The organism is Conexibacter sp. CPCC 206217 (genome assembly GCF_030646165.1).
In the GTDB taxonomy this organism is placed as follows: Bacteria; Actinomycetota; Thermoleophilia; order Solirubrobacterales; family Solirubrobacteraceae; genus Conexibacter.
In genome coordinates, this window is the sequence record NZ_JAUTDO010000012.1 from 1 (window position 1) to 26,081 (window position 26,081).

General features: G+C 72.5%; 26 protein-coding genes. 8 read left to right on the forward strand and 18 right to left on the reverse strand.

What is annotated here, in order from left to right; genetic code table 11:
- Positions 1-1,085 (forward strand): GAF domain-containing sensor histidine kinase (locus Q7L65_RS24335; RefSeq protein ID WP_304725387.1); only part of this gene is annotated, 1,085 nt, incomplete at its 5' end.
- On the opposite strand, the gene Q7L65_RS24340 is transcribed toward Q7L65_RS24335, so the two are convergent.
- The 6 genes from Q7L65_RS24340 to Q7L65_RS24365 all read right to left on the reverse strand — a co-directional run bounded on the left by Q7L65_RS24340 (position 1,080) and on the right by Q7L65_RS24365 (position 9,922).
- Positions 1,080-2,300 carry an FAD-dependent oxidoreductase gene (locus tag Q7L65_RS24340; RefSeq protein ID WP_304725390.1) on the reverse strand — a complete coding sequence of 407 codons (1,221 nt, stop codon included), beginning with the start codon at positions 2,298-2,300 and terminating at the stop codon, positions 1,080-1,082. The two genes, Q7L65_RS24335 and Q7L65_RS24340, sit on opposite strands and share 6 nt — an antisense overlap.
- The gene (locus Q7L65_RS24345) at positions 2,293-3,465 is read right to left on the reverse strand and encodes an NAD(P)/FAD-dependent oxidoreductase (RefSeq protein ID WP_304725392.1); all 1,173 of its coding nucleotides are present in this window, start codon (positions 3,463-3,465) and stop codon (positions 2,293-2,295) included. Before Q7L65_RS24345 ends, Q7L65_RS24340 begins: the two co-directional genes overlap by 8 nt.
- A gap of 271 nt (positions 3,466-3,736) precedes the next feature.
- The gene (gene cydC / locus Q7L65_RS24350) at positions 3,737-5,536 is read right to left on the reverse strand and encodes a thiol reductant ABC exporter subunit CydC (protein ID WP_304725394.1); all 1,800 of its coding nucleotides are present in this window, start codon (positions 5,534-5,536) and stop codon (positions 3,737-3,739) included.
- A complete protein-coding gene (cydD, locus tag Q7L65_RS24355) occupies positions 5,533-7,287 on the reverse strand; it encodes a thiol reductant ABC exporter subunit CydD (protein ID WP_304725396.1) in 1,755 nt (584 codons plus the stop codon). The genes cydC and cydD overlap by 4 nt, the downstream gene beginning before the upstream one ends.
- A 5-nt stretch (positions 7,288-7,292) precedes the next feature.
- Entirely contained in the window at positions 7,293-8,459 is a 1,167-nt protein-coding gene (gene cydB / locus Q7L65_RS24360) for a cytochrome d ubiquinol oxidase subunit II (protein WP_304725398.1), read from the reverse strand.
- Positions 8,460-8,470: 11 nt separating this feature from the next.
- On the reverse strand, positions 8,471-9,922 hold the full coding sequence (locus Q7L65_RS24365; protein WP_304725401.1) for a cytochrome ubiquinol oxidase subunit I: 1,452 nt from the start codon (positions 9,920-9,922) through the stop codon (positions 8,471-8,473).
- A gap of 115 nt (positions 9,923-10,037) precedes the next feature.
- Here Q7L65_RS24365 and Q7L65_RS24370 point away from each other — a divergent pair, with 115 nt between their 5' ends.
- The 3 genes from Q7L65_RS24370 (at position 10,038) to Q7L65_RS24380 (ending at position 11,946) form a co-directional block, all read left to right on the forward strand.
- A complete protein-coding gene (locus tag Q7L65_RS24370; RefSeq protein WP_304725403.1) occupies positions 10,038-10,535 on the forward strand; it encodes a hypothetical protein in 498 nt (165 codons plus the stop codon).
- A gap of 103 nt (positions 10,536-10,638) precedes the next feature.
- Positions 10,639-11,214, forward strand: coding sequence for a TetR/AcrR family transcriptional regulator (locus Q7L65_RS24375; RefSeq protein ID WP_304725406.1), 576 nt, complete (start codon positions 10,639-10,641; stop codon positions 11,212-11,214).
- A 129-nt stretch (positions 11,215-11,343) separates the two neighbouring features.
- Positions 11,344-11,946, forward strand: a complete 603-nt coding sequence (locus Q7L65_RS24380; RefSeq protein ID WP_304725408.1) for a hypothetical protein — start codon at positions 11,344-11,346, stop codon at positions 11,944-11,946.
- A gap of 30 nt (positions 11,947-11,976) precedes the next feature.
- On the opposite strand, the gene Q7L65_RS24385 is transcribed toward Q7L65_RS24380, so the two are convergent.
- The 9 genes from Q7L65_RS24385 to Q7L65_RS24425 all read right to left on the reverse strand — a co-directional run bounded on the left by Q7L65_RS24385 (position 11,977) and on the right by Q7L65_RS24425 (position 19,631).
- Positions 11,977-12,564 (reverse strand): helix-turn-helix domain-containing protein, encoded by a 588-nt coding sequence (locus tag Q7L65_RS24385; RefSeq protein ID WP_304725410.1) that lies wholly within the window; start codon positions 12,562-12,564, stop codon positions 11,977-11,979.
- Positions 12,565-12,714: 150 nt separating this feature from the next.
- On the reverse strand, positions 12,715-13,530 hold the full coding sequence (locus tag Q7L65_RS24390; RefSeq protein WP_304725412.1) for a FadR/GntR family transcriptional regulator: 816 nt from the start codon (positions 13,528-13,530) through the stop codon (positions 12,715-12,717).
- Positions 13,514-13,903, reverse strand: coding sequence for a cupin domain-containing protein (locus tag Q7L65_RS24395; RefSeq protein ID WP_304725414.1), 390 nt, complete (start codon positions 13,901-13,903; stop codon positions 13,514-13,516). The genes Q7L65_RS24390 and Q7L65_RS24395 overlap by 17 nt, the downstream gene beginning before the upstream one ends.
- Positions 13,900-14,961 carry a Gfo/Idh/MocA family protein gene (locus Q7L65_RS24400; protein ID WP_304725417.1) on the reverse strand — a complete coding sequence of 354 codons (1,062 nt, stop codon included), beginning with the start codon at positions 14,959-14,961 and terminating at the stop codon, positions 13,900-13,902. Before Q7L65_RS24400 ends, Q7L65_RS24395 begins: the two co-directional genes overlap by 4 nt.
- Positions 14,954-15,751: a creatininase family protein gene (locus Q7L65_RS24405; protein ID WP_304725419.1), complete on the reverse strand. Its 798-nt coding sequence runs from the start codon at positions 15,749-15,751 to the stop codon at positions 14,954-14,956. Before Q7L65_RS24405 ends, Q7L65_RS24400 begins: the two co-directional genes overlap by 8 nt.
- Positions 15,748-16,788 carry a C-terminal binding protein gene (locus Q7L65_RS24410; protein WP_304725422.1) on the reverse strand — a complete coding sequence of 347 codons (1,041 nt, stop codon included), beginning with the start codon at positions 16,786-16,788 and terminating at the stop codon, positions 15,748-15,750. Before Q7L65_RS24410 ends, Q7L65_RS24405 begins: the two co-directional genes overlap by 4 nt.
- A 4-nt stretch (positions 16,789-16,792) precedes the next feature.
- Entirely contained in the window at positions 16,793-17,875 is a 1,083-nt protein-coding gene (locus tag Q7L65_RS24415; RefSeq protein ID WP_304725424.1) for an ABC transporter substrate-binding protein, read from the reverse strand.
- A 77-nt stretch (positions 17,876-17,952) separates the two neighbouring features.
- Positions 17,953-18,750: an ABC transporter permease gene (locus Q7L65_RS24420; protein ID WP_304725426.1), complete on the reverse strand. Its 798-nt coding sequence runs from the start codon at positions 18,748-18,750 to the stop codon at positions 17,953-17,955.
- The gene (locus tag Q7L65_RS24425; protein ID WP_304725428.1) at positions 18,747-19,631 is read right to left on the reverse strand and encodes an ABC transporter ATP-binding protein; all 885 of its coding nucleotides are present in this window, start codon (positions 19,629-19,631) and stop codon (positions 18,747-18,749) included. The genes Q7L65_RS24420 and Q7L65_RS24425 overlap by 4 nt, the downstream gene beginning before the upstream one ends.
- A 122-nt stretch (positions 19,632-19,753) precedes the next feature.
- Here Q7L65_RS24425 and Q7L65_RS24430 point away from each other — a divergent pair, with 122 nt between their 5' ends.
- The 4 genes from Q7L65_RS24430 (at position 19,754) to Q7L65_RS24445 (ending at position 23,757) form a co-directional block, all read left to right on the forward strand.
- Positions 19,754-20,035 carry a UxaA family hydrolase gene (locus Q7L65_RS24430; protein ID WP_304725430.1) on the forward strand — a complete coding sequence of 94 codons (282 nt, stop codon included), beginning with the start codon at positions 19,754-19,756 and terminating at the stop codon, positions 20,033-20,035.
- The gene (locus Q7L65_RS24435) at positions 20,032-21,195 is read left to right on the forward strand and encodes a UxaA family hydrolase (protein ID WP_304725432.1); all 1,164 of its coding nucleotides are present in this window, start codon (positions 20,032-20,034) and stop codon (positions 21,193-21,195) included. Before Q7L65_RS24430 ends, Q7L65_RS24435 begins: the two co-directional genes overlap by 4 nt.
- A gap of 87 nt (positions 21,196-21,282) precedes the next feature.
- Positions 21,283-22,290 carry an amidohydrolase family protein gene (locus Q7L65_RS24440; protein ID WP_304725434.1) on the forward strand — a complete coding sequence of 336 codons (1,008 nt, stop codon included), beginning with the start codon at positions 21,283-21,285 and terminating at the stop codon, positions 22,288-22,290.
- Between the two features lie 69 nt (positions 22,291-22,359).
- Entirely contained in the window at positions 22,360-23,757 is a 1,398-nt protein-coding gene (locus tag Q7L65_RS24445) for a pentapeptide repeat-containing protein (RefSeq protein ID WP_304725436.1), read from the forward strand.
- On the opposite strand, the gene Q7L65_RS24450 is transcribed toward Q7L65_RS24445, so the two are convergent.
- From Q7L65_RS24450 to Q7L65_RS24460, 3 genes are all read right to left on the reverse strand, one after another.
- Positions 23,758-24,498 (reverse strand): DUF899 domain-containing protein, encoded by a 741-nt coding sequence (locus Q7L65_RS24450; RefSeq protein WP_304725440.1) that lies wholly within the window; start codon positions 24,496-24,498, stop codon positions 23,758-23,760.
- A gap of 269 nt (positions 24,499-24,767) precedes the next feature.
- Entirely contained in the window at positions 24,768-25,103 is a 336-nt protein-coding gene (locus Q7L65_RS24455) for a helix-turn-helix domain-containing protein (protein WP_304725441.1), read from the reverse strand.
- 182 nt (positions 25,104-25,285) lie between these two features.
- A complete protein-coding gene (locus tag Q7L65_RS24460) occupies positions 25,286-26,077 on the reverse strand; it encodes a hypothetical protein (RefSeq protein WP_304725442.1) in 792 nt (263 codons plus the stop codon).
- Positions 26,078-26,081: the final 4 nt, after the last annotated feature.

Genomic DNA, 26,081 nt, shown 5'->3' on the forward strand with positions numbered 1-26,081 from the left:
GCGCACGCGCACTGGTGGAGGCGCGCGGCGTGCTGATCCTGCTGCGCCACGGTGCTGACCTGCGCGTCGCCGCGGTCGCCGGCCGCCTCGGCGACGACCTGCTCGGCGTCGAGGTCCCGATCGAGGGCTCGATCAACGGCGAGGTGATGCGCACGCGGCAGGTCGCGCGCCTCGCGCGCGTGCGCGACGAGCTGCGCTTCGCGCTCGGCAAGCGGGTCGACGCGCAGACGGGCCTGTTCGCGCCGCTGGTCTTCCGCGGGCGAGCGCTGGGGGTGCTGTGCGCGTTCGATCGCGGCGGTGACGAGGGCGCCGAGTTCACCCGCGACGACGAGCGGTTGCTGGAGAGCTTCGCGGCCAGCGCCGCGACCGCCGTGGCGACCGCGCAGAGCGTCGCCGACGAAGGGCTGCGGCGCTCGATCGAAGCGTCCGAGCGGGAGCGCCAGCGGTGGGCGCGCGAGCTGCACGACGAGACGCTGCAGGAGCTGGCCGGGTTGAGAGTGCTGCTCGGCGGGGCGCGCCGCAGCGACGACCTCGACAGGGTCCACGCGACGCTCGAGCTGGCGCTGGAGCAGATCGACACGGAGATCACCGGCCTGCGCCGGCTGATCACCGACCTGCGCCCCGCCGCGCTCGACGCGTTCGGCGTGAAGTCCGCGCTGGAAGGGCTGGCGGAGCGGATCTCCGCGACCTCGGGCCTGGAGGTCGAGCTGGAGATCGACCTCGCCTACGAGGCCGGCCGCAGCGAGCAGCGTCACCCGGCCGCAGTCGAGGACGCGATCTACCGGCTCACCCAGGAGGCGCTGACGAACGTCGCCAAGCACGCCGGCGCGACGCGCGTGAGCGTCCGCGTGGCGGAGCGCGACGAGCTGATCGAGGTCGTCGTCAGCGACGACGGCCGCGGCTTCGACCCCGACGCCGCCAGCGACGGCTTCGGCCTGATCGGCATGCGCGAACGGGTCACGCTCGCGGGCGGGACGCTGACGGTGGAGTCGTCGCCGGGCGGCGGCACGACGATCACGGCGACGGTGCCGGCGCCGGGCGGTCCCGCCGCCGAGCCGCGCTCGCGCGCGGCGAGACCGTCATAACACCGGCAGCGTGACCTCGCACGGGATCGAGCCGTCGCGCCACATCTCCGGTGGGTTCAGATCCGACGCGATCGCGCTCCCCGCGAGCTGCTGGGCCAGGAACGGCGCGAGGTAGCGGCCGGCGACCTTCGTCGGCGGCCACCACAGCGGAGTCGGACTGCCCGTCGGGGCGCTGCGGCCACTCCTGTCGGCCTCCAGGTAGCGCGGGGCGCCGGCGGTCAGCAGCATCCCGCGCAGCACGCCCGCGAACGGCTCGGGTGTGACCGCCGCGCCAGCGCGGGCGGCGATCGCGCTGGCGATCGCGTCCGCCTGCTGGGTTGCGAGGCCGCCCTGCTTGATCGGCTGATCGGTCGCGTCACCGGCGGCGTAGACCCCGTACGCGCCGGTCACCGCGCCGTGACGGTCGACGGGGATGAAGCCGTCGGCGTCGTGCGGCACGCCCGGCAGCGCGGGCCCGCGCAGCGTCGGCATCGTCACGACGCGGTCGGCGGGCAGCAGCTCGCCGCCGGGCGCGATCCGCGCCTCGCCGCGCAGGATCTCCGCGACGTGGCCGCCGCCGTTGAAGGCGATCCCGAGCGCGTCGAGCTGCTCGCGCACGTGACCGCTCGCGCGGCCGCCGAACAGCTCCAGCGGCACGCGCTCGGGCGTGACGATCGAGACGGCGGTGCTGCCGCTGCCGAGCGAGCGCAGTCGCTGCACCGTCAGCGTCGCCAGCTCGTAGAGCGGCAGCGGCCAGGCGGCGCCGAGCGGCACGGCGAAGAGGATCTGCTCGACGAGGCCGGCGACGGAGTCGTCCAGCAGCGCCTGCAGCTGCCGTCGTCCGTTCGGCCCGCCGAACGTGAGCGCCCCGGCCGGCGGCGGCAGGGCGCGGGCTCCGATCGCCAGCACGAGCGCCTCGTACGGGACGATCGTCCCCTGCGAGGTCGTCACGCACTGCTCCTGCAGGTGCACCGCGGTCACGCGCTCGCGCCGGTGCAGCACCCCGAGCGTGTCGAGCGCGTCGGTCAGGTCGACCCGCGGCGGCGTCAGCCCGAACGGCTCGATCACCTCCAGCGGCGGATAGCGCAGCTCGTCGTCCGGAGCGATCAGCTCGACCTCGACGCGCATCCCCGCCAACGCCCGCAACGCCAGCACGGTCTCCAGCGCCGCGACCCCGCCGCCCACGACGACGACGCGCGGCGGCTTCCCGTCGGGACGATGCAGGCGATCAGGCATGGGCGGCTCCAGTCGTCGTGAGAATCCGCGGCTCGCGATCCGCGAGGTATGGCGCGAGATGACGCGCGGCGATCTTGTGCGGCGGCCACCACGGGCACTGGCGCGACGCGCTCGACGTGGCATGGCCGACGGCGCCGAGCGTCGCCATCAGGTAGAGCGGCTCGCCGCCGGTCAGCAGCATCGCGCGCAGGTGCGCCTGCGGAGCGTTGGTGCGATCGCCGTTTCCCACGATCAGCTCCGCGACCGCGTCGGCCTGCTGCGTCGCGAGACCGCCCTGCTTGATCGGGAAGCTGCTCGCGTCGCCGATCGCGTAGACGCCTCCGAGGCCGGGGACGCGACCGTGGTCGTCGACACGGACGAACCCGTCGCGGTCGAGCGGCAGGCCGTCGATCGCCGGGCCGCTGAGCACCGGGAGCGCGACGACGCGATCGGCTGTCAGGCGACGGTCGCCGGGAGTCAGAAGCAGTTGTGCGCCGTCGTAGCCGTGCGCGTAGGTGCTCGTCTCGACGCGGATCCCGGCGTCGTCCAGCAGCCGCGCGACGGCCGCGCTGCCCGCGCCCTGGAAGACCCCCAGCGGCGCGTCCTCGGGCGTGACGAGCGTGATCTCGACGTCGCCGGCGCCGACCGTCGCGGCGTGGTGCGCGGTCATCAGCGCCAGCTCGTAGAGCGGCAGCGGCCAGCCGCTGCCGGGCTGCACGACGAACGCGATCGAGCGCAGCGTGTGGTCCTCCAGCTCGCGCACGATCCAGCGCATGCCGTCGGTGTCGGTGTCGGCGAAGAACGTGACGGCGTTGGGCAGGCCCACGTCGGCGCAGGCGCCGGTCGCGAGCACGAGCGCGTCGTAGTGGAGCGTGTCGCCGGCGCTGGTCGTGACGGTGCGCATGTCGCCGTCGACCGCGACGGCGGCCGCCTGCACGAAGCGAGCGCCGCGGTCGGCGCAGATCTCGTCGAGCGGATAGCGGCGCAGCAGCGGCCCGCCGAACGGCTCCCCGACCGACAGCGGCCGATAGACCAGCTCGGACCCGGGCGCCACGACGGTCACGTCGAGCCCGTCGCCGCCGGGCAGCGCCCGCAACGCAAGCAGCGTCTCGACCGCCGCGATGCCGCCACCCGCGATCACGACGTGGCGGGCGGCGGAACCAGCCGCCGCGGCGCTCGCACGCAAGGCGGCAGGCCCAGCGGACCAGAGTGCGGCGTCGCCGACTCCGTGATCCGGACGACCCGCTGGGCGATCGGTGGATGGCGTGACTTGGAACATGCAGCGAGGCTACGTTCCCGAGCTCGCGCCGCCATCGGTGTGCGCTGCGTGTCGTGCGGCGGGGAACTACGGAGCCGCCATGCGCGCCGTCCGCGCCACCACCCCCACATCCTCGTACTCGACCTCAACATGCCCGGCGAACCCCAGCCTCCAAGCACCAGTGGGAAAGCCGGTCAGCTCACACGACCCGCCCGCCGCGCAGTTCGAGCGTGCGGTCGGCGCGGGCGACGACGGCGGGGTCGTGGGTGACGATCAGGACGCCGCGGTCGCCGGCGGCGCGGTCGATGTCGCGCATGACGGCGCGGGCGGTGGCCGGATCGAGGTGGGAGGTCGGCTCGTCGAGCACGAGGAAGCGGGCGTCGGAGAGCAGGGCGCGCGCGAGCAGGACCCGCTGACGCTCCCCGCCGGAGACGAGCGCGCCGTCCTCCCCCAACACGGTCGCGAGTCCGTCCGGCAGGGTCGCGAGCCAGTCACCGAGGCCGGCGTCGGTCAACGCCTCGACGATCTCCGCGTCGCTCGCGTCGCGACGCGCGAGCAGCACGTTCTCGCGCAGTGTCGTCGTGAAGATGCGCGCGTCCTGCGCGATCGCGAGCACCTGCGCGCGCACGTCCGCCTGCGCTGCCGCGCGCAGGTCGACGCCGCCGAGCGTCACGCTGCCGGCGTCGGGATCGTGCAGCCGCGCAAGCAGCCGCACGAGCGTCGTCTTGCCGGCGCCGCTGGCGCCCGTCAGCACGACCCGCTCGCCGGGGACGAGCCGCAGCGAGGCGTTGCGCAGGATCGCCGTCGAGGCTTGCGCGGCGCCTTCGCCGCAGCCGCCGGCGAGGGCGCAGGCGCCGCAGGGGGCGTGGGCCGGCTCGGCTCGCTCACGCTCGCCTCGCGCGGCAGCCTCGCGCCCGTAGCGCAGCGTCACGCGCTCGACCACCAGGTCGCCCGTCGGCGGAAGCGGGATCGGGTCCGCCGGATCGGCGACGGACGGCGCGGGGGTCGTGATCGCGTCGATCCGAGCGGCCGCCTCGGCGCAGGCATGCAGACGGCGCGCGGCCTCGCCAAGCGGCGCGACGCCCTCGAACGACGCGAGCGCGAGCAGCACGAGCGCCGCCAGCAGCACGCCGTCGAGCCGGCCGTCGTGAACCGCCGGGATGCCGATCGCGAGCACGCCGACGACGCCGAGAGCCGCCAGCAGGCCGCCGAGCGCGACGGCGATCGCGCTGGCCGCGGCGTCCCCGCGCGCGAGCCGCGCCAGGCGGGCGTCGGCCGCGCGCAGGCGGGCGCGACGCTCGTCCGCGCGACCGGCGACGGCGAGCTCCGCCCCGCCCTCGATCGCCTCCAACAGCTCGGCCGTCAGCTCGGCGCGCGCGGCCGCCTGGCGCCGCCCCGCTCCGGCCGCCGCACGCGCGGTCACGAACGGCGCGACCGTCGCCGCCAGCAGCAGCGCGACGAACAGCGCGACGCCCGCGAGCGGGACGAGCGCGACGGCCGCGCCGCTCGCCGCGAGCACGACGACGAGCGCGACGGCGGGCGGAGCGAGCGCGCGCAGGTAGAGGTGCTGGAGCGTGTCGACGTCGGCGACGAAGCGGCTCAGCAGGTCACCCGCACCGAGGCCGCCGATGTCGCCGGGAACGAGCGGGGCGAGCCGAGCGAAGGTCTTGCGGCGCAGGTCGGCGAGCACGCGGAAGGCGAGGTCGTGCGAGACGACGCGCTCGTAGTAGCGCAGCAGCGCACGCGAGATCCCGAAGAAGCGCACGGCGACGATCGCGACCATCAGCGTCAGCACCGGCGGATGCTCGGCGGCGCGGCTGATCAGGTACCCGCTCGTCGCCAGCAGCGCGATCCCGGACAGGACGGCGCCGGCTCCGAGCGCGATCGAGGCCGCGAGGCGGCCGCGGCCGGGAGGGGCGAGGCGGACGATCGCGATCAGCGGGGCGAAGCGGCCGCGCGCTGCGCTCGCGCTGCCGCCGAGCTGCGTCAGCGCGCTCATGCCGCCGCTCCGGCGGTCGCGGCGTCGTCGTGCTGCGTCGACGCGCTCGTGCCGGGCGCCGGCGTGCGCGCCGCGCCCGGCTCGCGCTCGTCGTCGGCCCGCCCACCCGCGAGGGCGATGCGCACGTCGGCGCGCGCCGCCAGCTGCGGACGATGCGCGATCAGCAGGGTCGTGCGTCCGGCGGCGAGGCGGATCAGGGCGTCGTCGAGGGCCGCGGCGGTCGCGCCGTCGAGGTGGGCGGTCGGCTCGTCGAGGATCAGCAACGGGGCGTCGCGCACGAACGCGCGCGCGACCGCGATCCGCTGGGCCTCCCCGGCCGACAGCCGCCGCCCGCGCTCGCCGACGCGCGTCGCGGCGCCGTCCGGCAGCGCGCTCACGAACCGCGCGGCGCCCGCCTGCTCCAGCGCCGCGGCGACGCGCTCGTCGGACGCGTCGGGATCGGCCAGCCGCACGTTGTCGGCGATCGTGCCGTCGAAGATCCGCGTCCGCTGCGGCACCCACGCGAGCTGCGCGCGCCACGTGTCCATGTCGATCTCGCGCAGGTCGACGCCGCCGCAGCGGATCGCCCCGCCCGACGGCTCGACCAGCCGCAGCAGCAGCGCCGCGACCGTCGACTTGCCCGCCCCGCTCGCACCGACGAGCGCGGTCAGCCGGCCCGGGGCGAGCGTCAGGGAGAGGTCGTCGAGGACGAGTCCCGCGCGTGCCGGGTAGGCGAAGCTCACGCGGTCGAACTCGATCGCTTCACGTCCAGGATCGGCTGCAGTTCGGAGTCGAGTCGGAACGACCACGACCTCCTGCTCCCCCTCGATCACCTCGAAGATCCGCTCCGCCGCCGCGAGCCCGTCGGCGGCGGCGTGGTACTGGCGGCCGACCTCGCGCAGCGGCGCGTACAGCTCGGGCGCGAGCAGCAGGACTGCGAGGCCGGCGCCGAACGCGAGCGAGCCGTCGACCAGCTGGATCCCGACCGTCACGGCCACCAGCGCGGTGCCGAGCATCGCGACCAGCTCCAGCACGAGCGCCGACATGAACGCGATCCGCAGCGTCGCCATCGTCTCGACGCGATAGCGCTCCCCGACGCGGCCGAGCGCCTCCTGCTGCGCGCCGTCGCGGCCGTGCGCGCGCAGCGTCTCCAGCCCGCGCACGACGTCGAGGAAGTGCGCGCCCAGCAGCGACAGCGCGGCCAGGCGCTGCCGCGTCGCCGCCTGCGCGGAGCGGCCGACCAGCACCATGAAGACGATCAGCAGCGGCACGGTGAACGCCAGCAGCAGCGCCGCGACGAGGTCGTGCAGCGCGATCCAGCCGAGCACGACCACCGGCACCGCGGACGCGAGCATCAGCTGCGGCACGTAGCCGGCGAGGTAGGCCTCCAGCGCATCGACGCCCTGCACGGCCGTCGTCGCCAGCTCGCCGCTGCGCTCGCGCGGGCGCAGCGGCCGCGTCACCAGCAACGCGCGCGCGAGCCGCTCGCGCAGATCGCTCATCACGCGCACGGCACCGCGCCGGCCGGCCCACTCGAAGGCACCGGCGACGCACGCCCGGCCCGCCATCGCCGCGACGAGCGCGATCAGCTCCGGGGCCACGTCCGCGAGCGCGGCGTCGCGCAGGAAGACCCGCTCGATCACGGTCGCGAGCAGGACCGCCTGCGCGACCGTCAGCAGCGCGGCGACGAGCGCGAGCGCCGCGCTCGCGCCGAGGTGACGGCGCGCCGCGCCGCTGGCACGCAGCAGGCGCGGGTCGATCGGGGCGGCCATCGCGCTCACGCCCCCGGCGTGGCGGGGCCGGCCGCACCGCCCCCGGCACCACCGGCCCCGCGTCCGCCGGCCGCGCCCCCTCCGGCGCCGCCGCTCTTGCCCCCGCCCGGCGTCCCACCGGTCACCTTCGCGACGAGGTCGATCGGGCTCTTGACCTGCTCGAAGTCGGCAACCCCGATCCGCGCGCGGAAGACCCAGTAGGTCCACGCCTGGTAGGCGACGACGAGCGGCACGAACAGAACCGCGACGACCGTCATCACCGTCAACGTGTACGAGGTCGACGAGGCCTCGCGCAGCGTCAGGTCGAAGGCGGCGCTCGTGGTCGACGGCAGCGCGTTGGGGAACAGCTGCGCGAAGAACACGCAGACGAGCAGCGCGATCGCGCCGGCTGAGAGGCCGAAGGCGAGCGCCCAGCGCTCACGACGCGCCGTCAACGGCACCGCCGCCGCCAGCCCCACCGCCGCGACAGCCAGCACCAGCGGCACCGCCGAGACCCCGCCGTCGAGCCCGAACACGGTCCAGCCGAGGAAGACGGTCAGCAGCACGCCCGCCACCGGCGCAGCGACGCGCGCGATCCGCGCGGCGCGCTCCAGCAGCTCGTCTTCGAGCCGCAGCGTCAGGAAGATCGCCCCGTGCGCGACGAACAGCGCGAGCGTCGTCAGGCCGCCGAGCAGCGCATACGGGTTCAGCAGCGTCAGCAGCGAGCCGGTCATGTCGTGCTCGGCGTTGAGCGGGATCCCACGGACGATGTTGGCCCACGCGACGCCCCACAGCAGCGCCGGCACGAACGAGCCGACCGCCGCGGCCCACTCCCACGTCGCACGCCAGCGCGGCGTGTCGTGCTTGCCCCAGAACTCGAACGCGACGCCGCGCGCGATCAGGCCGGCGAGCACGAGGAAGAGCGCGAGGTAGGCGCCGGAGAAGAGCGACGCGTACCAGCCCGGGAAGGCCGCGAAGGTGGCGCCGCCGGCGACGAGCAGCCAGACCTCGTTGCCGTCCCAGACGGGCCCGATCGTGTGGACCAGGGCGCGCTTCTCGGAGGTCGTGCGGCCGATCGCGCGCAGCAGCATGCCGACGCCGAAGTCGAAGCCCTCGAGCACGAAGTAGCCGACCCAGAGGACGCCGATCAGGACGAACCAGAGGGTCTGCAGGAAGGTTGGATCGCGATGCATCGGGCAGGCTCCTAGTAGGCGAGAGCGAGGTCGTCGGAGTCGGTGCGACGGGCGGTGCCGTCGTCGTCAGCGGAGCCGTCCGGGCCGTCGGGCCCGGCTTCCCCGTCAGGCCGCGGCGGCGGCGCCCCGTGGCGCACCTCCTTGCAGAACAGCCACCCGCCGATCGCCGCGAGCACGCCGTACAGCAGCGTGAAGCCGACGATCGTCACGATCAACGAGAAGGCGCCGACGCGCGGTGAGTTGGCGTCGCTGGTGCGCAGCAGGCCGTAGACGACCCACGGCTGGCGGCCCATCTCGGTGAAGACCCAGCCGCTGAGGTTGGCGAGCGTCGGCAGCGCCGCGCCGGCGAGTGCCGCGCGCAGGTACCAGCGGCTGCCCTCCAGTCGCCCGGCGCGTCGCATCAGCCAGACGCCGAGCAGCGCGAGCAGGATCAGCAGCGAGCCGGCGCCGACCATCAGGCGGAAGCTCCAGTAGGTGACGGCGACGATCGGCGTGTAGTCGCCGGGGCCGTACTTCGCCTGCTCCTGGCGCTGGATCTCGTCGATCCCCTCGACCTTGCCGTTCCACGTGCCCGTCGCGAGGATCGAGAGCGCGTGCGGGATCCGCAGGTCGAATGTGGTTCTGCCGGGGTTGTGCGAGAAGTCGCCGGTCGCGAAGAGCGAGAACGAGGCCGGCTGCTTGGTCTCGAACTGGGCCTCGGCAGCGGCCATCTTCATCGGCTGCTGATCCTCCATCAGCATGCCCTGGAAGTGGCCGGAGACGGCGGTCCCGAAGGCGGCGACGAGCACGATCGGCAGCGCGAGGCGCGCCGAGCGCGACCAGACCGGGTCGGCGTCGCGGCGCAGCATCCGCCAGGCGCAGACGCCGAGCACGACCGCGCCGGCCGTGGTGGCGGCGCCGAGCAGCGTGTGCGTGAGCGCGTAGAGGGCGGTGTTGTTGGTCAGCACGTGCCAGATCGAGGTCATCTCGGCGCGGCCGGTCACCTCGTTGAGTTCATAGCCGACCGGGTGCTGCATCCATGAATTGGCCGCGAGGATGAAGTAGGCGGACAGTGCGCTGCCGAACGCGAGCGCCCAGACGCAGGCGAGGTGGACGCGCGGCGAGAGCTTGCCCCAGCCGAAGATCCAGAGTCCGAGGAAGGTCGATTCGAGGAAGAAGGCGGCGAGCCCCTCCATCGCCAGCGGTGCGCCGAAGACGTCGCCGACGTAGCGCGAGTAGCGCGACCAGTTCATGCCGAACTGGAACTCCTGCACGATGCCCGTGACGACGCCGATCGCGAGCGAGATCAGCATCAGCTTGCCCCAGAATCTGGTCATCCGGAGATAGGTCTCGTCGCCGGTGCGGTGATAGCGCGTCTGGCACAACGCCACCCATGCGGCGAGCCCGATGCTGAGCGGCACGAAGATGAAGTGGAAGAGCGTCGTGACCCCGAACTGGAGGCGGGCAAGCTCGAGCGTGTTCATGGCCGGCCACGCTAAGCGCGGGCGCCGCCGCGCTCATCCGGCCAACGCCGCCGAGCGATTGCGGGAAACTACGCGCCACAAGACGTCGCGCACCGCAACCGGCCGAGGGAGCATCGTGGATCAGGACAGCAGAAGAACGGACCCCAAGAGCCTGTGGGCACTGGCGATCGGCGGCATCGGCGTGGTCGTCGCGATCGTCGCCATGATCTTTGCGATCGGCGCCAAGAACGACACCAACGACGACGTCAGAGTGACTGCTGCGGTCGAGCGACAGGTGAGAGCAGCCGTCGCGTCGGTCCAGGGAGAGCTGCAGAACGACACGAGATCCGCCGAGGACGTCATCGCGCGCCTGAGATCCGGCGCCTCCGCCGCCGCCCGCGCCCGCCGCTCGCTCCAGCGCGAGGCGAACGCCAACAGAGCCGGCGTCGCGGTCAACCAGGGTGACATCCAGAGACTCCAGGGCAGCATCGACACCCTCAACTCCCAGTACGCGAGATTGAACGACACCGTCGGCGGCCTCGTGATCGACGTCAGAGAACTGCAGATCCGCGTGAGAGCGTTGGAGACCGCTCCGAGACCGGCGGACGAGGCTGGTGGCGGCGACGGGAACTAGCCGCCTGGACGATCGGCGACCCACGAAGCACGGCGGAAAGTCGGCGCGGCGTCCGCCCGGATGTTTCGTACCGCCCGGTAACGAACCGCTAACATCCGTGGCCATGGCCCGACCTCGCGAGTTTGACGAGCAGCGCGTCCTGCGCGCCGCCGCCGGCGTCTTCCGCCGTCACGGTTACGCCGGCGCGTCGCTGCAGGAGCTGACGCAGGCGACCGGCCTCGGCAAGGGCAGCCTCTACGGTGCCTTCGGCAGCAAGCACGGCCTCTACCTCGCCGCGCTCGATCAGTACTACACGCCCGGCGAGGGGCAGGCGCTCGACCACTCCGGCGCCCCGGCGATCGAAGAACTGCGCACGTACATGGCGGACGCCGCCGCCGGCAGCAGCGACGGCTCGCCCAGCTGCCTGCTGACGAGCGCCACGGCGGAGCTGTCCGGTCGCGACGATCCCGTCTCGCAGCGCGTCAACGCGGCCTTCGACGACATCTCCGCGATGCTGCGAGCGCGCGTCGTGCGCGGCCAGACCGACGGCACGATCGCCGCCGAGGTCGATCCGCAGACCGCCGCCGACCTGCTGCTGGCGGTCGCGCGCGGGATCGAGGTGCTCGGGCACGCCGGGATCGAGCGCGAGCGGCTCGTCAATGCAGCCGAGGCGGCCGTCGCGGCGCTCACAGCCGAATAGAACGCGCGCGCCCGCTCCAGATCCCGCGCCGGGAGCCGCGTCGCGACGCGGCTGTCGTCGAGGGTCATCGTGACTGGGATCTGCGCATGCGCCGATTCTCATCGCCGCCGCGGCGGGTAGGACGGTGCGATGACCTCTCGATTTCGCCTGCTCGCCGTCCTGATCGGACTCGTCACCGTCGGCCCGGCACTGGCCATTGCCGGCAGCCCGGCGCTGGCAGCGGCCGGCCCGGAGCTGACCGTCGCCTCGGGCAACACCGCGCCCGACGGCAGCGGCTTCCCCTGGCAGGTCCGCGCCAGACGCGACGCGATCGGCGGCATCCCGTCGCTCTGCCTCGTGGCCGACCACAGCTGGGATCCCGGCGGCCAGTCGTTCGGCAACGCCTCGACTGCGTGCATGGCCGGTCGTTCCGCCGACGGCTTCACCCTCCACGCCGTCACGTGCAGAGGCATCTTCGTGGCGCTCGCGAGAGCCAGCGCGGGCGACAGAACGATCCGCAAGGTCGCGTTCGCGGTCGACAGAGGCGCGCGCAGCATCCAGCTGGCCTTCGCGGGCGGCGAGCGCATGACGCTGCGCACGCACGCGGCGCCGAAGGCGCTGCGCCTGCCCGTCCGCCTCGCATGGCTCGTCGACGGCGGCGAGGCGTACCCGACCCGCGCGACCTCATACGGGCGCAAGGGGTCCAAGCGCAGAGCCGTGCTCGGGAAGTGGACGACGCGGACGCGCTGTTAGCCCGACAGCGGATCGCTCAGCGCCGCCCGCTCAGGACTGGAACGTCGCGAGCAGCTCGACCGGTTCGTCCACCACGCCGGACCAGTGCGGTGTCCAGGTGCTGAACTGGGCCGCCTCGCCCGGCATCAGCACGCGCTCCTCGTCGCCGAGCACGAGCCGCAAGCGACCGCTCAGGACGTGCAGCCACTCGTGGCCGGCGTGGACGCGCGGGTTGGGATCGCGCTCGCGCAGGTGGGCCGGCAGCAGGATGCGGCAGGTGAGCATCCCACCGGCCGCCTCCTTCCCCACCGGCACGAACGTCACGCCGTTGGGCGATCTCCACGGTCTCGCGGTGTCCGGTCGCGACGGCCGCGCCGGTGCCGGTGCACGCGCCGCCAGCAGTTCGTCGGTCGGCACGCCGAGGGCGCGCGCGAGCGACGGCAGGTGAGCGAGCGTGAGGCGGCGGGCGCCGGATTCGAGGCGGCTCAGCATCGACGTGTCCATGCCGGCCTCCGCGGCGACCTCCGCGAGCGTCAGCGAACGCTGCAGGCGCAGCTCCCGCAGTCGCGCGCGGACGCGGCCTTCGACGTCGTCGTCGGGCCGGTGTCCGGAGCGCGCCGCGGGCTCATTCGCCGACATGGCAAGCGCTCTCGTCAGGCGGGAGGGGTAGCGAACACGCTCAAGAGCGTAGTACGCGAGACGCGGCGGATCGCTCCGATCCGAACCGCTCGCGCCCGACCGGCGGCACGACTCCACCGGCAGGACCGCTGAACGCGGCACCCGACACGCTCACCGCCCCGCGTCGCCGTCGATACGCCCGTGCGCCGCGACCTCGGTGCGGGCAAGGTGCTCCAGCATCAGGTCGTGGGCTGCGATCGGGTCGCGCGCGGCGATCGCGTCGACCAGGCGGCGGTGGTCGTCGAGCGTCTGGCGCAGGCGGCCGCGGTAGCGCTGGGTGGTGACGATCTGCTCGTCGTGGAGGTCCTGGATCGCCTCCAGGATCCTGCGCAGGACGGCGTTGCCCGAGCAGACGGCCAGCTCGACGTGCAGCTCGGTGTCGCAGGCGCGCAGGGCGTCGTAGTCGGGCGGCTCGACGGCGCTCGCCGCCTCCATCCGGGCGACGATGCTGCGCAGGCGGGCGATCCCCGCCTCGTCGGCGCGTGCGGCGGCCCACTGCGCCGAGGCCGGCTCCAGCAGGCGGCGCACGGCCAGCAGCTCGTCGAGCGCGGCGCGCTGGCGCATCATCACCGTCGTCAGCTGCTCGACCGTCGCATCGACGTTGCGCGGCGCGACGAACATGCCGCGGCGGCCGCGCACCTCCACCAGGCCCTGCGCCGACAGCGTGCGGATCGCCTCGCGGATCGGCATGCGGCTGACGCCGAGCCGCTCCGCCAGCTCGCGCTCCGTCGGCAGCCGCTCGCCCGGCGACACCTCGCCGGTCTCGATCATCGCGCGCACATGCCGCTCGATGCGGTTGTGCAGCGCGCCCTGAGAGGGCTCGGCGGCGGCGTCGCCGGCAGTCGCCGCGCGCTCGGGCGCGACGCCGGCCGCTTCGACGCTCGCGGCCGCGCGCTCATCACCGACCTGGTCAGCTCTGACGCTCACCGAACCGCACCTCCTCCCCGTCCAGCTCGAGCGTCTGGGGCATCCCCTCCGCCGGGAAGACGCACAGCAGGCGCAGCGGGGTCGCCGGGGCGACGGGGGCCGCGAGCGTCACGTGCGCGACGCCCGCCGGCACCACCACCACGTCGCCCACGCGCAGCGACCGCCGCTCGCCGGCCTGCCAGTGCTCGCCGGCTCCGCTCAGCACGTGGATCAGCTCCGCGCACGCCGGATGCACGTGCGGGCTGCGGCGCTGCTCGGAGACCTCGACGACGCGCACGGTGACACCGTGCGCGGCCGCGTCCGGGAGCGGATCGGCCGCTCGCCGTCCGGGCAGCTCGCGGAACGCGAGCTCGTCGAGGGATCCCGCGATCATGCGATCGCCGCGCCCGCTCCCTCGAGCACCTCGGCCAGCTCGACCGCCTGGCCGTTGCGCTCGGACGACAGCAGCGACGCGTGCACGACCGCCAGCGCCCGCGTCGCCTCGCGCGCGCCGACCTCGACCGTCGCCTCGCCGCGGATCGCGCGGCCGAACTCCTCCAGCTGCTCGCGGAACATGTCCGTCGGCGCGAGCGTCAGCGGCGTGCGCTCGGACTCGCCGTAGCCCTGCGACAGCAGCGTCGAGTGCGCGTCGGCCTCGTGCGACTCGTGCCAGTGCGTGAAGTCGAGGTCGTAGCGCAGGTTCGCCTTCGTGCCCTGCAGGTTGAGCGTGTAGACGCCCGGCGACGCCCAGCCGCAGCCGATGTAGCCCAGGGCACCGCTCTCGAACTCGAGGATCGCCATCACGGCGTCCGGGACCTCGGCTCTCGTGAACAGCCGGCGCGCGTGCGCGCTGACCGATCTGACCGGCCCGAGCAGGTACTGCAGGTTGTCAGCGTGATGGACACCGAGCTGAATCATCGTGCCACCGGGGCTGCGGTCGCTGAAGTAGCGCCACGTGTCGGTCGTCAGCTCGAGGCCGCGCTCGTTGGAGAAGTTCGCCTCCGCCAGCGACACGTCGCCGAGACGGCCGTCCTCGATCCACGCCTTCTGCTCGCGCGAGCCGGCGAGGCGGCGGGCGGAATGGCCGACCGCGAGCACCTTGCCGGTGCGCTCGGCGACGGCGGCGATCTCGGCCGCGTCCTGCAGCGTGTGGGCGATCGGCTTGTCGACGTAGACGCCCTTGCCGGCCTCCAGCGCCTGCACGATCAGCTCGCGATGCGTGTCGTTCGGCGTCGTGACGATGATCCCCTCGACGGCCGGATCGGCGAGCAGCTGCTCGAAGCTCGACGCCGCGTTGGGCACGCCGAACTCCTCCTGGAAGGCGGTGCGGCGGGCCTCGTCGCGGCTGAAGCAGCTGACCAGCTCGACGGCGTCGCCGCGCTGGATGCCGCGCGTCAGCACCTTCGCCCAGCGACCCAGGCCGACCGGCGCGAGCCCGATCTTCTCACCCATCTTGATCGTTCCTCTTCTCGTGCATGACGCCACTCTCGTGGCCTTGTGAGACATCCAGCACCGCGCGCACCTGGCGCGCGAGGTCGTCGGCGAGCGTCGCCGCGAAGGCCGAGGCGCGCTGCGGCGTGGCCCAGTGCGGATCGCCGTACCAGCCGGCGGGATCCAGCTCCGCGACGTCGGTGACGAAGCCGTGCACCTCGCGCCCGCGCCGCATCGCGTCGACCGCGAAGCCGCGCTCGGAGCGCTCGCTCGCCGCGACGCCGTCCAGCCGCAGCAGGTCGGGCGCGGCGGCGAGCACGGCGAGCGTCTCGATCGAGCCGCCGTGCGTCAGCTCGCCGCCGTCGCCGGCGTAGACGCGCTGGGCGGTGTAACAGGCCTGCGCGAGCACCGCGGTGACGCCGTGCTCGCGCTGCAACTCGGCGCCGACGGCTTCCAGCGCCGCGCTGTTGCCCTCGTGCCAGTTGACCCACACGAGCGTCTCGACGCCCATCGCGACGAGCTCCTCGCCGACGTCGCGCACGAGCGCCTCGAACGTCGCGCGGCGCAGCGAGACGGTGCCGGGGCGACCACGGTGCAACGGCGTCACGCCGTAGGGGCCGAGCGGGACGTTGAGCGCGTCGAGCCGCTCGGCGAGGACTTCGGAGACCAGCTCGGCCGCCAGCGTGTCGGTCGCGCACGGCAGGTGCGGACCGTGCTGCTCGATCGACCCGACCGGCAGCACCGCGATCGGCGAGCGCGCGATCGCCGCGGCGACGGCGGGGCTGGTGAGATCGCCGAGCGAGCGACTCACGACTTGCCCTCGACGCCGGCAGAAGGAGCCCGCTGGGCGAGTTCTTCGGACCGAACCCCAGGCCGCAGGCCGAGCGGTTCGGCGACGACCTCGCGCGGACGCTCCCCGCGCAGCAACCGCGCGGCCTCCTCGGCCGCGCCACGACGTTGCAGCACTTCGCTCTCCTCCGTGTACCACGACATGTGCGGCGTCAGTATGAGACGGTCGGCGACTGTTGCGGGGAAGTCGATTGCCAGCGGCTCGACGGGGAAGACGTCAAGTGCCGCCGTGAGGCCGCGATCGTCACCCAATGCGGCCACGAGCGCGTCCAGATCGATCAAGGATCCGCGCGCGGTGTTGACGAGCAGCGCACGCTCGCGCAGCAGTCCCAACTCGGCCGCGCCGATCAGTGCGCTGCCGTCGGCGTTGCCGGGCGCGTGCAGCGTGATCACGTCGCTGGCGCGGAGCAGATCTTCCAAGGAGTCGGCCTTCCTGATCTGAGGATCGTCGGCCGCTCCCGCCACCGGATCGAACACCACCACGCTGAACCCGACCCCGGCCAGCAGCGACGCGACCCGGCGCCCGATCCGGCCGTAGCCGACGACGCCCGCGGTCAGCGCCGACGGCAGGTGCAGCGGCCGCAGCCCCGCGATCCCCCAGCCGCCGCCGCGCACGTGGCGGTCGGCCTCCGTCAGCCGCCGCAACCCCGCCAGCACCAGCGTCAGCGCGTGCAGCGCGACCGCCTCGGTGCCGGCGTCGGGCACGCGTGCGACCCAGATCCCTGCGGCGCGCGCGGCGTCGAGGTCGACCGTCTCGACCCCGGCGCCCGCGCGCACGATCCCGCGACACGACAGCCGCTGCAGCACCGCCGCGTCGAAGCGCGGCGCGGAGCCGGCGACGATCACCTCGGCGTCGCCGGCGACCGCGACCAGCTCGTCGGCGTCGCCGCCCCAGCCGCGCGTCAGCTCGACGCCCAGCCCGGCGAGGACCTCCTCCTCGATCGCGAGGTCGGCGTAGCGCGAGCCGACCACCGCGACCTGTCGTGTCGCATCGCTCATCGGATCAGCCCTGCATCTCGGCGGCGGCCGGGCTCTCCGGCAGGCCGAGCGCTCTCTGCACTCTCCACAGCGGCGCGAGGTCGAAGAACTCGCGCCAATTCAGATCCGCCGGCAGCAGGTCGAGTCTCTGCTCTTCGGTGATCAGGTCGTCCATCGCTCTGACCGAGAAGCCGCCGTCGGGGCTGATCTGCTCGACCTCCTCCGGGAAGGTGTCGATGAAGTCCTGCGTGATCTCGAATCTGTTGTCTCTCATGATTCTTATGACCTCGTCGGCGTTCGCAGGGTCCGCGATGTACGAGCGGGCTCTCTGAGTGGCCGTAAGGTAACCGTCGATCAGCTCCGGGTTGTCGGCGATGTAGTCCTCGGTCGCCGCGATCGACTCCTGCGGGACGTCGACGAGTCTGCTGTAGAGGAACTTGCCGCCGCCCTCTCTCAGCGCGTTGTCGTGACGCGGGAAGAGGTTGGTCGCCTGCACCTTGTTGGCGAGCAGCGCCTGCAGACGGTCGTCGGAGCCGCCGCCGAACGGGACCAGCTTGACGTCTCTCGGGTCGACGCCCAGCGACGTCAGCATCTGCTTGACGACAGCCTCGTTGCGCCCGCCGCGGTCGCCGCCGGTGACCGTCTTGCCCTTCAGGTCGGCGGCGGAGTCGATGCCCTTCGCGACCGCCAGCTTCTGGAACTCCTTCGAGCGGTAGTTGGCGATCAGCTTGATTCTCTTGGGGCTTCTGAGCGCCGCCAGCAGCAGCTGGTCGGTGTCGCCCTGCGTGATGTTGAGCGAGCCGCCGATCAGGCCCGGGATGTAGTCGTCGGAGGTGATCACCTCGACGTCGTCGATCCCGGCGTCTCTGAAGAAGCCCTTGTCCTTCGCGACGAACGTCACCATCTGCGTCGAGTAGGTCGGGCTGTTCATGCCGATCGTCAGCTTGCCGCCGGCGGGCGCGGTCGCCTCCGTGGTGCCCGCGGCGCTGGTCGACGCAGCGGTCGAGCCGCTGTCGTCGTCGCTTCCGCACGCGCCGAAGACGAGCGCCGACCCGACCAGTGCCAGGCTGGCCGCGACGCGCAGCCGCCGGCCTATCAATGCCTGCATGTGACTGTTCCTCCGAATGAATTGATTTGCGACGGGAACGGGGACGTGCGGGGACGACGTACCTACGGACCTGCGACCTACGCTTCGACCGCTTGGCTGCGCCACGGGGCGACCCGTGCTTCGAGCACGCGCAACACCTGCACAAGCGTGAGTGAGACGATCACGAGCAGCATCAGCGCCGCGTACAGCAACGGTGAGTCGAACTGCTCACCGGCACGTTGGATGACGTACCCGAGCCCGTTGTTGCCGCCGAAGATCTCGGCGATCACCATGCCGACCAGTCCGCGCGTGAGCCCCTGGTTGAGGCCGGCGACGATGAAGGGCAACGTGTACGGGAAGACGACTCTCAAGTACATCTCAAATCTATTGGCGCCGAACACGCGGCCGGCGCGCAGCAGCGACGAGTCCACGGTCTTGGGACCCGCCATGCAGTTGATGATGATCGGGAACAGCGCCGACAGGAAGATCAGCGTCAGCTCCGCCCAGGCGGAGAAGCCGAGGATCAGGATCAGCAGCGGCGTGATCGCCACGCGCGGCAGCGACGACATCGCCCACACGTAGGGGCTCAGCAGCGCGTAGGCCGCGGGGCTCGCGCCCATCAGCAGGCCGACCGGGATCCCGACGACCGCCGCCGCGATCATGCCGATCGCGAAATATCTCATGCTCCACCACAGCGCCGTTCCGAGCGTCCCGTCGGAGAAGCCGTCCTTCATCGCCGTGACTATGTCGGTGGGCTTGGGGAAGAAGAGCGGGTTGATGATCCCGTGCGCGGCGACGTACTGCCAGATCCCGAAGAAGATCGCCAGGTTCAGCACCATCAGGCCCCAGCGGGCCGCCCGCGACTCGGGCATGTGAAAGCGTCTGAGGCGCTTCACGGCTTCACCAGCGGCCTGGCGCCGAGCGCCTCGTCGCGCAGCAGGCTCCAGACGTGCTCGCGCAATTCACGGTAGCCGGGCGCGTCCTTGACGTCGTACTCCGAGCGCGGTCGCGGCAGGTTCACGTCGACGATCTCCAAGACACGGCCGGGACGGTGGGAGACGACGACGAGCCGGTCCGCCAGCGAGATCGCCTCGTCGATCGAGTGCGTGATCAGCACGACGGTGTTGCCGGTCGCGGCGATGATCCGCTCCAACTCCCCCTGCATCGCCTCGCGCGTGAGCGCGTCGACGGCGCCGAGCGGCTCGTCCGCCAGCAGGATCTGCGGGTCGCCGACGAGCGCGCGGGCGATCCCGACGCGCTGGCGCATGCCGCCCGACAGCTCGTACGGGAACGAGCGCTCGAAGCCCGACAGGCCGACCAGCTCGATCACCTCGGCGATCTTCTGCTTCACCTGATCGCGGCTGACGCCCGTCTTGCGGGCTTGGAACTGAAGCCCGAATCTGACGTTGGACTCGACCGTCCGCCACGGCATCAGCGCATAGTCCTGGAACACCATCGCGCGATCGGGGCCGGGGCCCTCGACCTCTCTGCCGTTGATCTCGATCCAGCCGGAGGCCGGCTTGACGAGCCCGGCGACGACGTTCAGGAAGGTCGTCTTGCCGCAACCCGACGGGCCGACGATCGCGACGAACTCGCCTCTCCTGATGTCGAGGTCGACGCCGGAGAGCGCGGTCAGCTCGTCTCTCTGACGCGCGCGCTGGTATCTGACGGTGAGGCCGCGGGCCATGATCAGCGGCACCTCGGCGGGCGCCGGGGCGGGCGCCGACCCGACGCTGCGCGGCGTCGGCTCGGGTTGGGGGGATGCGTTGCCGGTCAAGAGATCTCTGGAGGGAGGGGGCGGAATTCTCGACTTACACGGCCATCTCGACCGAATAAGTATGGTATACCACATTGATAGCTTGGTAGTCCAAGAGAACTTCTTCGATGCGAGAGAGGCCGATGCACAAGTTCCTGATCCACAACCGCGGCGATCACGTCGGCGTTGCGACGTCCGCCATCGAGGCCGGCGAGACGGTCGTCGGCGTCGTGATGGAGGACGATTCGACGGTTGAGGTGGGCGCGAATGCGGCGGTGCCGCTCGGCCACAAGATCGCGATCGCGGACGTGCCCGCCGCGGGCACCGTGATCAAGTACGGCATCGCGATCGGCAAGACCGACCAGGGCATCGCGGTCGGCGACTACGTTCACACGCACAACCTCAGAAGCGCACGGTGGGCATGAGCATCCAGGGACTGACGGGCTACCGCCGCGCCAACGGCACGGTCGGCGTCCGCAACCACGTCGTGATCCTCCCGGTCGACGACATCTCCAACGCCGCCTGCGAGGCGGTCGCGGGCCAGATCAAGGGCGTCCTCGCCCTCCCCCACGCCTACGGCCGGCTGCAGTACGGCCGCGACCTCGAGCTGCACTTCCGCACGCTGATCGGCACCGGCTCGAACGCCAACGTCGCGGCCGCGATCGTGATCGGGATCGAGGAGAACTGGACGCGCAAGATCGCCGACGGGATCGCCGCCACCGGCAAGCCCGTCGCCTGGTTCGCGATCGAGGGCAACGGCGACCTGCAGACGGTCGCGAACGCCTCGCGCGTCGCCGCGCAGTTCCTGCAGGACGCCTCCGAGCTGGCGCGCGAGCCGATCGAGCTGGGCGAGCTGGTCGTCTCGATCAAGTGCGGCGAGTCGGACACGACGACGGGCCTCGCCTCGTGCCCGACGGTCGCAACCGTCGTCGACGACGTGATCGACGCGGGCGGCACGGTCCTGTTCGGCGAGACCTCCGAGCTGACCGGCGGCGAGCACCTGATCGCCGACCGCATGGCGACGCCCGAGCTGCGCGAGCAGTTCCTCGACGTCTACGGCAGATACGTCGGCTTCATCGAGGCGCAGGGGGCCGACCTGTTCGGCTCGCAGCCGACGCAGGGCAACATCGCCGGCGGCCTCACCACGATCGAGGAGAAGGCGCTCGGCAACATCCAGAAGACGGGCACCAAGCCGGTCGTCGGGGTGCTCGACAAGGCCGAGGCGCCGGACGCGGACACCAGAGGCCTGTGGTTCATGGACTCCTCCTCCGCGGCCGCCGAGTTCATCACGCTGATGGCGGCCGGCGGCGCGGTGCTGCACATCTTCCCGACGGGCCAGGGCAACATCATCGGCAACCCGATCGAGCCGGTCATCAAGATCACGGGCAACCCGACGACCGCGGCGACGATGAGCGAGCATGTCGACGTGGACGTCAAGGGATTGCTCGCACGTGAAATCGACCTGGGCCAGGCGCACGACCTGCTGGCGGCGAACGTCGCCAGCACCGTCAACGGCCGGCTGACCGCGGCCGAGGTGCTCGGGCACCGCGAGTTCGTCATGACCAAGCTCTACGAGAGCGCATGAGCGCGCCGAACCGCTCGGCCCGCGGCCTCGGGTTCGATCGGAAGGACTCGCCCTTGGGGCTCGTCCTTGCGGCGTGGAGACCGACGCATGAGTGAGCGGCGCTACATCGCGCTCGAGGAGCACGCGCTGACGCCGGGGCTGCACGCGCTGCGTGCGGCCGCCGGCGCGGCGGGCGGGGCGCGCCCGAGCGACCGGCCCGACGAGATCGTCGAGCGGATGCTGGAGATCGGCTCGGTCCGGATCGCGGCGATGGACGCGGCCGGGGTCGACGTGCAGGTGCTGTCGCACCACGCGCCGGGCGCGCAGCTCGCGGACCCGGCGCGCGCGGTCGCGGCGGCGACCGAGGCCAACGACGAGCTGGCGGCGGCGATCGCGTCGCACCCGACCCGCTTCGCCGGCTGGGCGACCGTCCCGACGATCGACCCCGACGCCGCCGCGGCCGAGCTGAAGCGCTGCGTCGAGCAGCACGGCTTCGTCGGCGCGATGGTGCACGGACAGGTCGCCGGCGGCTGGCTCGACCATCCCCGCTTCGACCCGCTGCTGCGGATGTCGACCGACCTCGGCGTGCCGCTGTACCTGCACCCCGCGCCGCCGCCGGCGGCCGTCAAGGAGGCGTACTACTCCGACCTCGACGCGGCCGGCGACGACGCCGCGCGGCTGTCGCAGGTGTTCGCGACGTCCGGTTGGGGCTGGCACGTCGAGACCGGCGGCCACGCGTTGCGGATGGTCCTCAACGGCGTCTTCGACCGCCACCCGTCGCTCGACGTGATCCTCGGCCACTGGGGCGAGCTGGTCCCGTTCTACCTGGGGCGGATCGAGGAGCGCTTCAGCCGCATGACGAGACATCTCAGAACCGCGCCCGCGGAGGTCTTCGCGACGCGCTTCCACGTCACGCCCGCGGGGCTGGAGACGATCCCGCCGCTGCTGCTGACGTTGCAGACGCTGGGCGCCGACCGGATCATGTACTCGGCCGACTACCCCTTCAGCGTCAAGCACACGAAGGGGCGCGCGCTGATCGAGGAGGCGCCGATCAGCGAGGCCGACAAGTCGAAGATCGCGCACCTCAACGCGGAGCGGCTGCTGCGGCTGCCGTAGTCGCGAGCGTGCAAGACCAGTAGTCCACTACGGATGTGCGCGTCGCTGGGGAGGGCGAGGCTGTCGAGCATGGACACCAACGCCCTTCTCCGCCGCTGTACCGCGGTCGCCGCCGGCGCCCTGCTCGCCGCGTCCGCCTTCGTCTGCACCGCCTCCGCCGCCGCCCCGAGATCGATCAGCGTCCCGCCGGGCAACCCCTACTGGTTGCTGATCAGCGCGCAGAGCGCGAGATCGATCGGCATCGGGGACACGATCGCCGGCTGCACGTTCATCCCCGAGGCGTCGTGCGCCGGGGCGCAGCTCGCCAGACAGAACCTCACCGGTGCGTTCGTCCCGTTCGGGAACTTCGCCAGAGCGAACTTCGCCGGCAGCTCGCTGTCCGGCGGGATGCTGACGCACGCGAACTTCACGGCGGCGAACTTCGGTGGCGCGAACCTCGTCGGCACCGCGCCGGTCCACGCGAAGCTGCGCGGCGCGAACCTGTCGGACACGAAGCTGACGTTCGCCGGCTTCACCGAGGCCGACATGCGCGGCGTCGACCTGCGCGGCGCCGACCTCAACTTCGGCGCGATCGTCGGCTCGGACCTGCGCGGCGCCGACATGCGCGGGATGAACGTCTCCGACTCCGACGTCAACGGCACCGACATGCGCGGCGCGGACCTGCGCGGGGCGAACCTCTCCAACGCCGACCTCAGCGGCGCGAGAATGGCCGGCGCGAAGCTGAAGGGCGCGATCTTCTGCAAGACGCTGATGCCGGACGGCAGCGTCAGAGCCCCGCGCAGAGGACTCTGCCCCGGCCAGCACGGCCTGACGCCGCCGGCCGGTGCGAGAGCGGTGCTGCTGCCGGCGTCGAGCCCGCTGTACCCGGCGGTCTACGCGCTCGAGCATGGCACGCAGGTCGCCTCCGGGACGAAGGTGCGTGACTGCGTCGTGCAGGCGTACAGCGACTGCGCAGGCGCGCGGCTGCGCGGCGTCTCGTTGCAGGGCGGCTTCCTCGCCTACTCGAAGCTGCGCGGCGCTGACGTCCGCGGCGTCAACTTCCAGCTCGGCGACATGGCGTTCGCCGACGCGCGCAGAGCGAACTTCGACAACGCCCGCCTCGGCGGCACGTCGGTCGTCGGGACCGATCTCCGCGGCGCGTCGATGCGCAACGTCTCACTCGGGCTGACGGTCGCGGCCGGAGCCGATGCGCGCGGCGCAGACCTGTCCGGTGCGGACGGTCGCAGCAGCGTCTTCGACAGCGCCGACCTGCGCAGAGCAACGCTGGCAGGGGCGAACTTCTCGCAGTCGAACTTGATCGCTGCGGACCTGCGCGGCGCCGACCTGCGCGGCGCGAACCTCACCGAGACTGCACTGATCGGGGCGAGACTCACCGGCGCGGACACGACCGGCGCGACCTTCTGCAACACGCTGATGCCCGACGGGAGCGTTGCCGGGCCGTCGAGAACGGGGTGCCCGGCGACGTAGTCAGTCGAAGCGGGGCTGGGCCGCGCGCGCCTTGGCGGCGCGGCCCTTCGGCTCCTCCCACTCCTCCTGGCGCCCGAGCGCGGTGAGGTCGAGGAAGTAGTAGGAGCCACCGGTCTGCTCCGCGCCGCGGGCATAGCTCGAATAGGTGTGGAAGACGCGCTCGCCGTCGCGCAGGAAGTAGCTCGATCCCGGCATCTCCATCGGCTGGTCGCCGAACGGGAAGTCGGTGTCGAGCTGCTCCCACGCGGCGCGGTCGCGGTAGTTGTATTCCAGCGGCGCCTTCGACTCGTCGATCGTGACGTGGAAGTCGTAGTTGAAGTCGCTGCCGTAGGACGAGTACCACGGGAACGTCCAGCCCTTACGCCGCTTGTAGTCCTCGATTCTCGCCAGCGGGGCGCGGGAGACATACGCCATCGTCGTGTCGCGCGTGTGCAGGTGGGCGCGCAGCCCGTCCGACATCTCGTCGGCGCCGGCGCTGCAACTGGTGCAGCCGTCGGTCCAGCTCGGGTCGAACATGAAGTGGCCGACGATCAGCTGGCGGCGGCCCTCGAACAGGTCGAGCAGACTCGCTGCGCCGTCGGGCCCCTCGAACCTGTAGGGCGTCGTGATCTCGACCATCGGCAGCCGGCGGCGTTCGGCGTTGAGCGCGTCGCGCTGGCGCGTCAGCTCCTTCTCCTTCACCAGCAGGCGCTTGCGGGCGGTCAGCCACTCGCCGCGGGTCGTGACGTCGGGCAGGCTCATGTCGATCCTCCGGTTCGGGTCCGGTGCTGCTGCCTCGGACCCGACCCACCCGCGAAACTCATCGGGATGCGCTGGAGGGTGTCCTGTCGCTGACCGGGCGGGCCGCGGCTGCCGGCGCCGAGGGGGATGGCGCCGGCAGCAGGCTGGACCGCGTGTCGGGTCAGACCCGACGGACAATTCCTAGCGCGACCGGAACGTTCCTGTCAACTTTCAACCGCAATAAACCGGCAAATTGGGTAGGTCGCGTGTTTTGAGGGCGGGTCGGGCGTTCAACGAATGGGAGCGGGCCGACCGCCGCCGTCGTCGGCGTCCCACCCGCGCGCGATCGTCTCGGCTGCCGCATGCAGCGCCGACGGCGCGATGTCGAGCGCGTGACACCACTTCAGCAGCAGGTCGACGCGCGGCCAATGCCGGTGCGTCTCCCAAGCGGACAGCGAATCCTGCGTGATCCCGGTGGCGTCGGCGACGTCGTACTGCGAGCGCCCGCGGTCCTCACGATGACGCTTCATCGCTACCGCCAGAGCCCGCTGGTATTTCGCCACATCGGTCACGTCGCCAAGCCCACGGACCGGCGCGTCGGCGCGCAACCGGATCGTTCCGGTCACGTCCAGGCCGCCGCCCCGCCGTTCCGTGGGACCGACGAACCTACGACCGTACGCCCGTCGTGAACACCACCCCGAGGCGGTACCCCTCCACCTACAGGCGGGATCGCTCCATCCATGGGTGGATCAGGCGCGTTCGCGGGCTTCGCGCGGAGCTGCGAACCATCAAGATCCCGGCTTGCGGCTCAGGCCGGATGCGAGCCGGCGAGGGCCTGGAGCGTCGTCGCGTCGACGCCTCTGCCGGAGACGACGCAGGTGAGGCCGTCGCGGTACCACATGACTGCGGTGTGGCCGTTGACGTCGTAGATCCACATCGGCACGCCGTTGCGTCGCGCCCAGCGGCCGTCACCGACCGGGAGCTTCTCGCCGTCGGCGATCGAGTAGCCGATCTGCTCGCCCTCCGCGTTTCTGTAGAAGACCGTCTGCACGTCGCGGCCGTCGAGGCTGTCGCTGCGCGCGCCGGTCGCCTGCCAGCCGCCGCCCGGGCCGCCGTCCCAGGTCGACCAGTCCGGGAACGAGACGCTCTGCACGGCGGCGTCGAGCTTGCCGCCCGGCAGCGCGGCGGGGGCCGACTGCGTCGGCGTGTCCAGCGCGACGCCGGCGAGATCCGCGACCGTCGGCGCGGCGCTGCCGCTGCTGCCGCCGCCGATCGCGATCACGAGCACGACCGCGAGCACCGCCGCAATCGCTCCGCCGGCGGCGACGAGCGTGCGCGGGCGCAGGCCTTCGAGCCAGCCGCGCAGCGCGCCGCGCCCGCGCGCGCTGCCGGTGTCGCCGCGGGCGCCGCCGCGCGGGTCGCCGGCGTCGGGCCGCTCCCGGCCGCGCGCGTCGCCGGTCGCCCCCTGCCGCTCCTCCGCCTCCCCCGCGGCCGCTTCCACGGCAGCGCGCAGCGACGCGGGCGCGGGGGTGTCCAGCGCGCGGATCGCCGCGGTGACGGCGGCGACCTGATCGTCGGAGTCGGGGGGCTTGGGGTCCATCTGG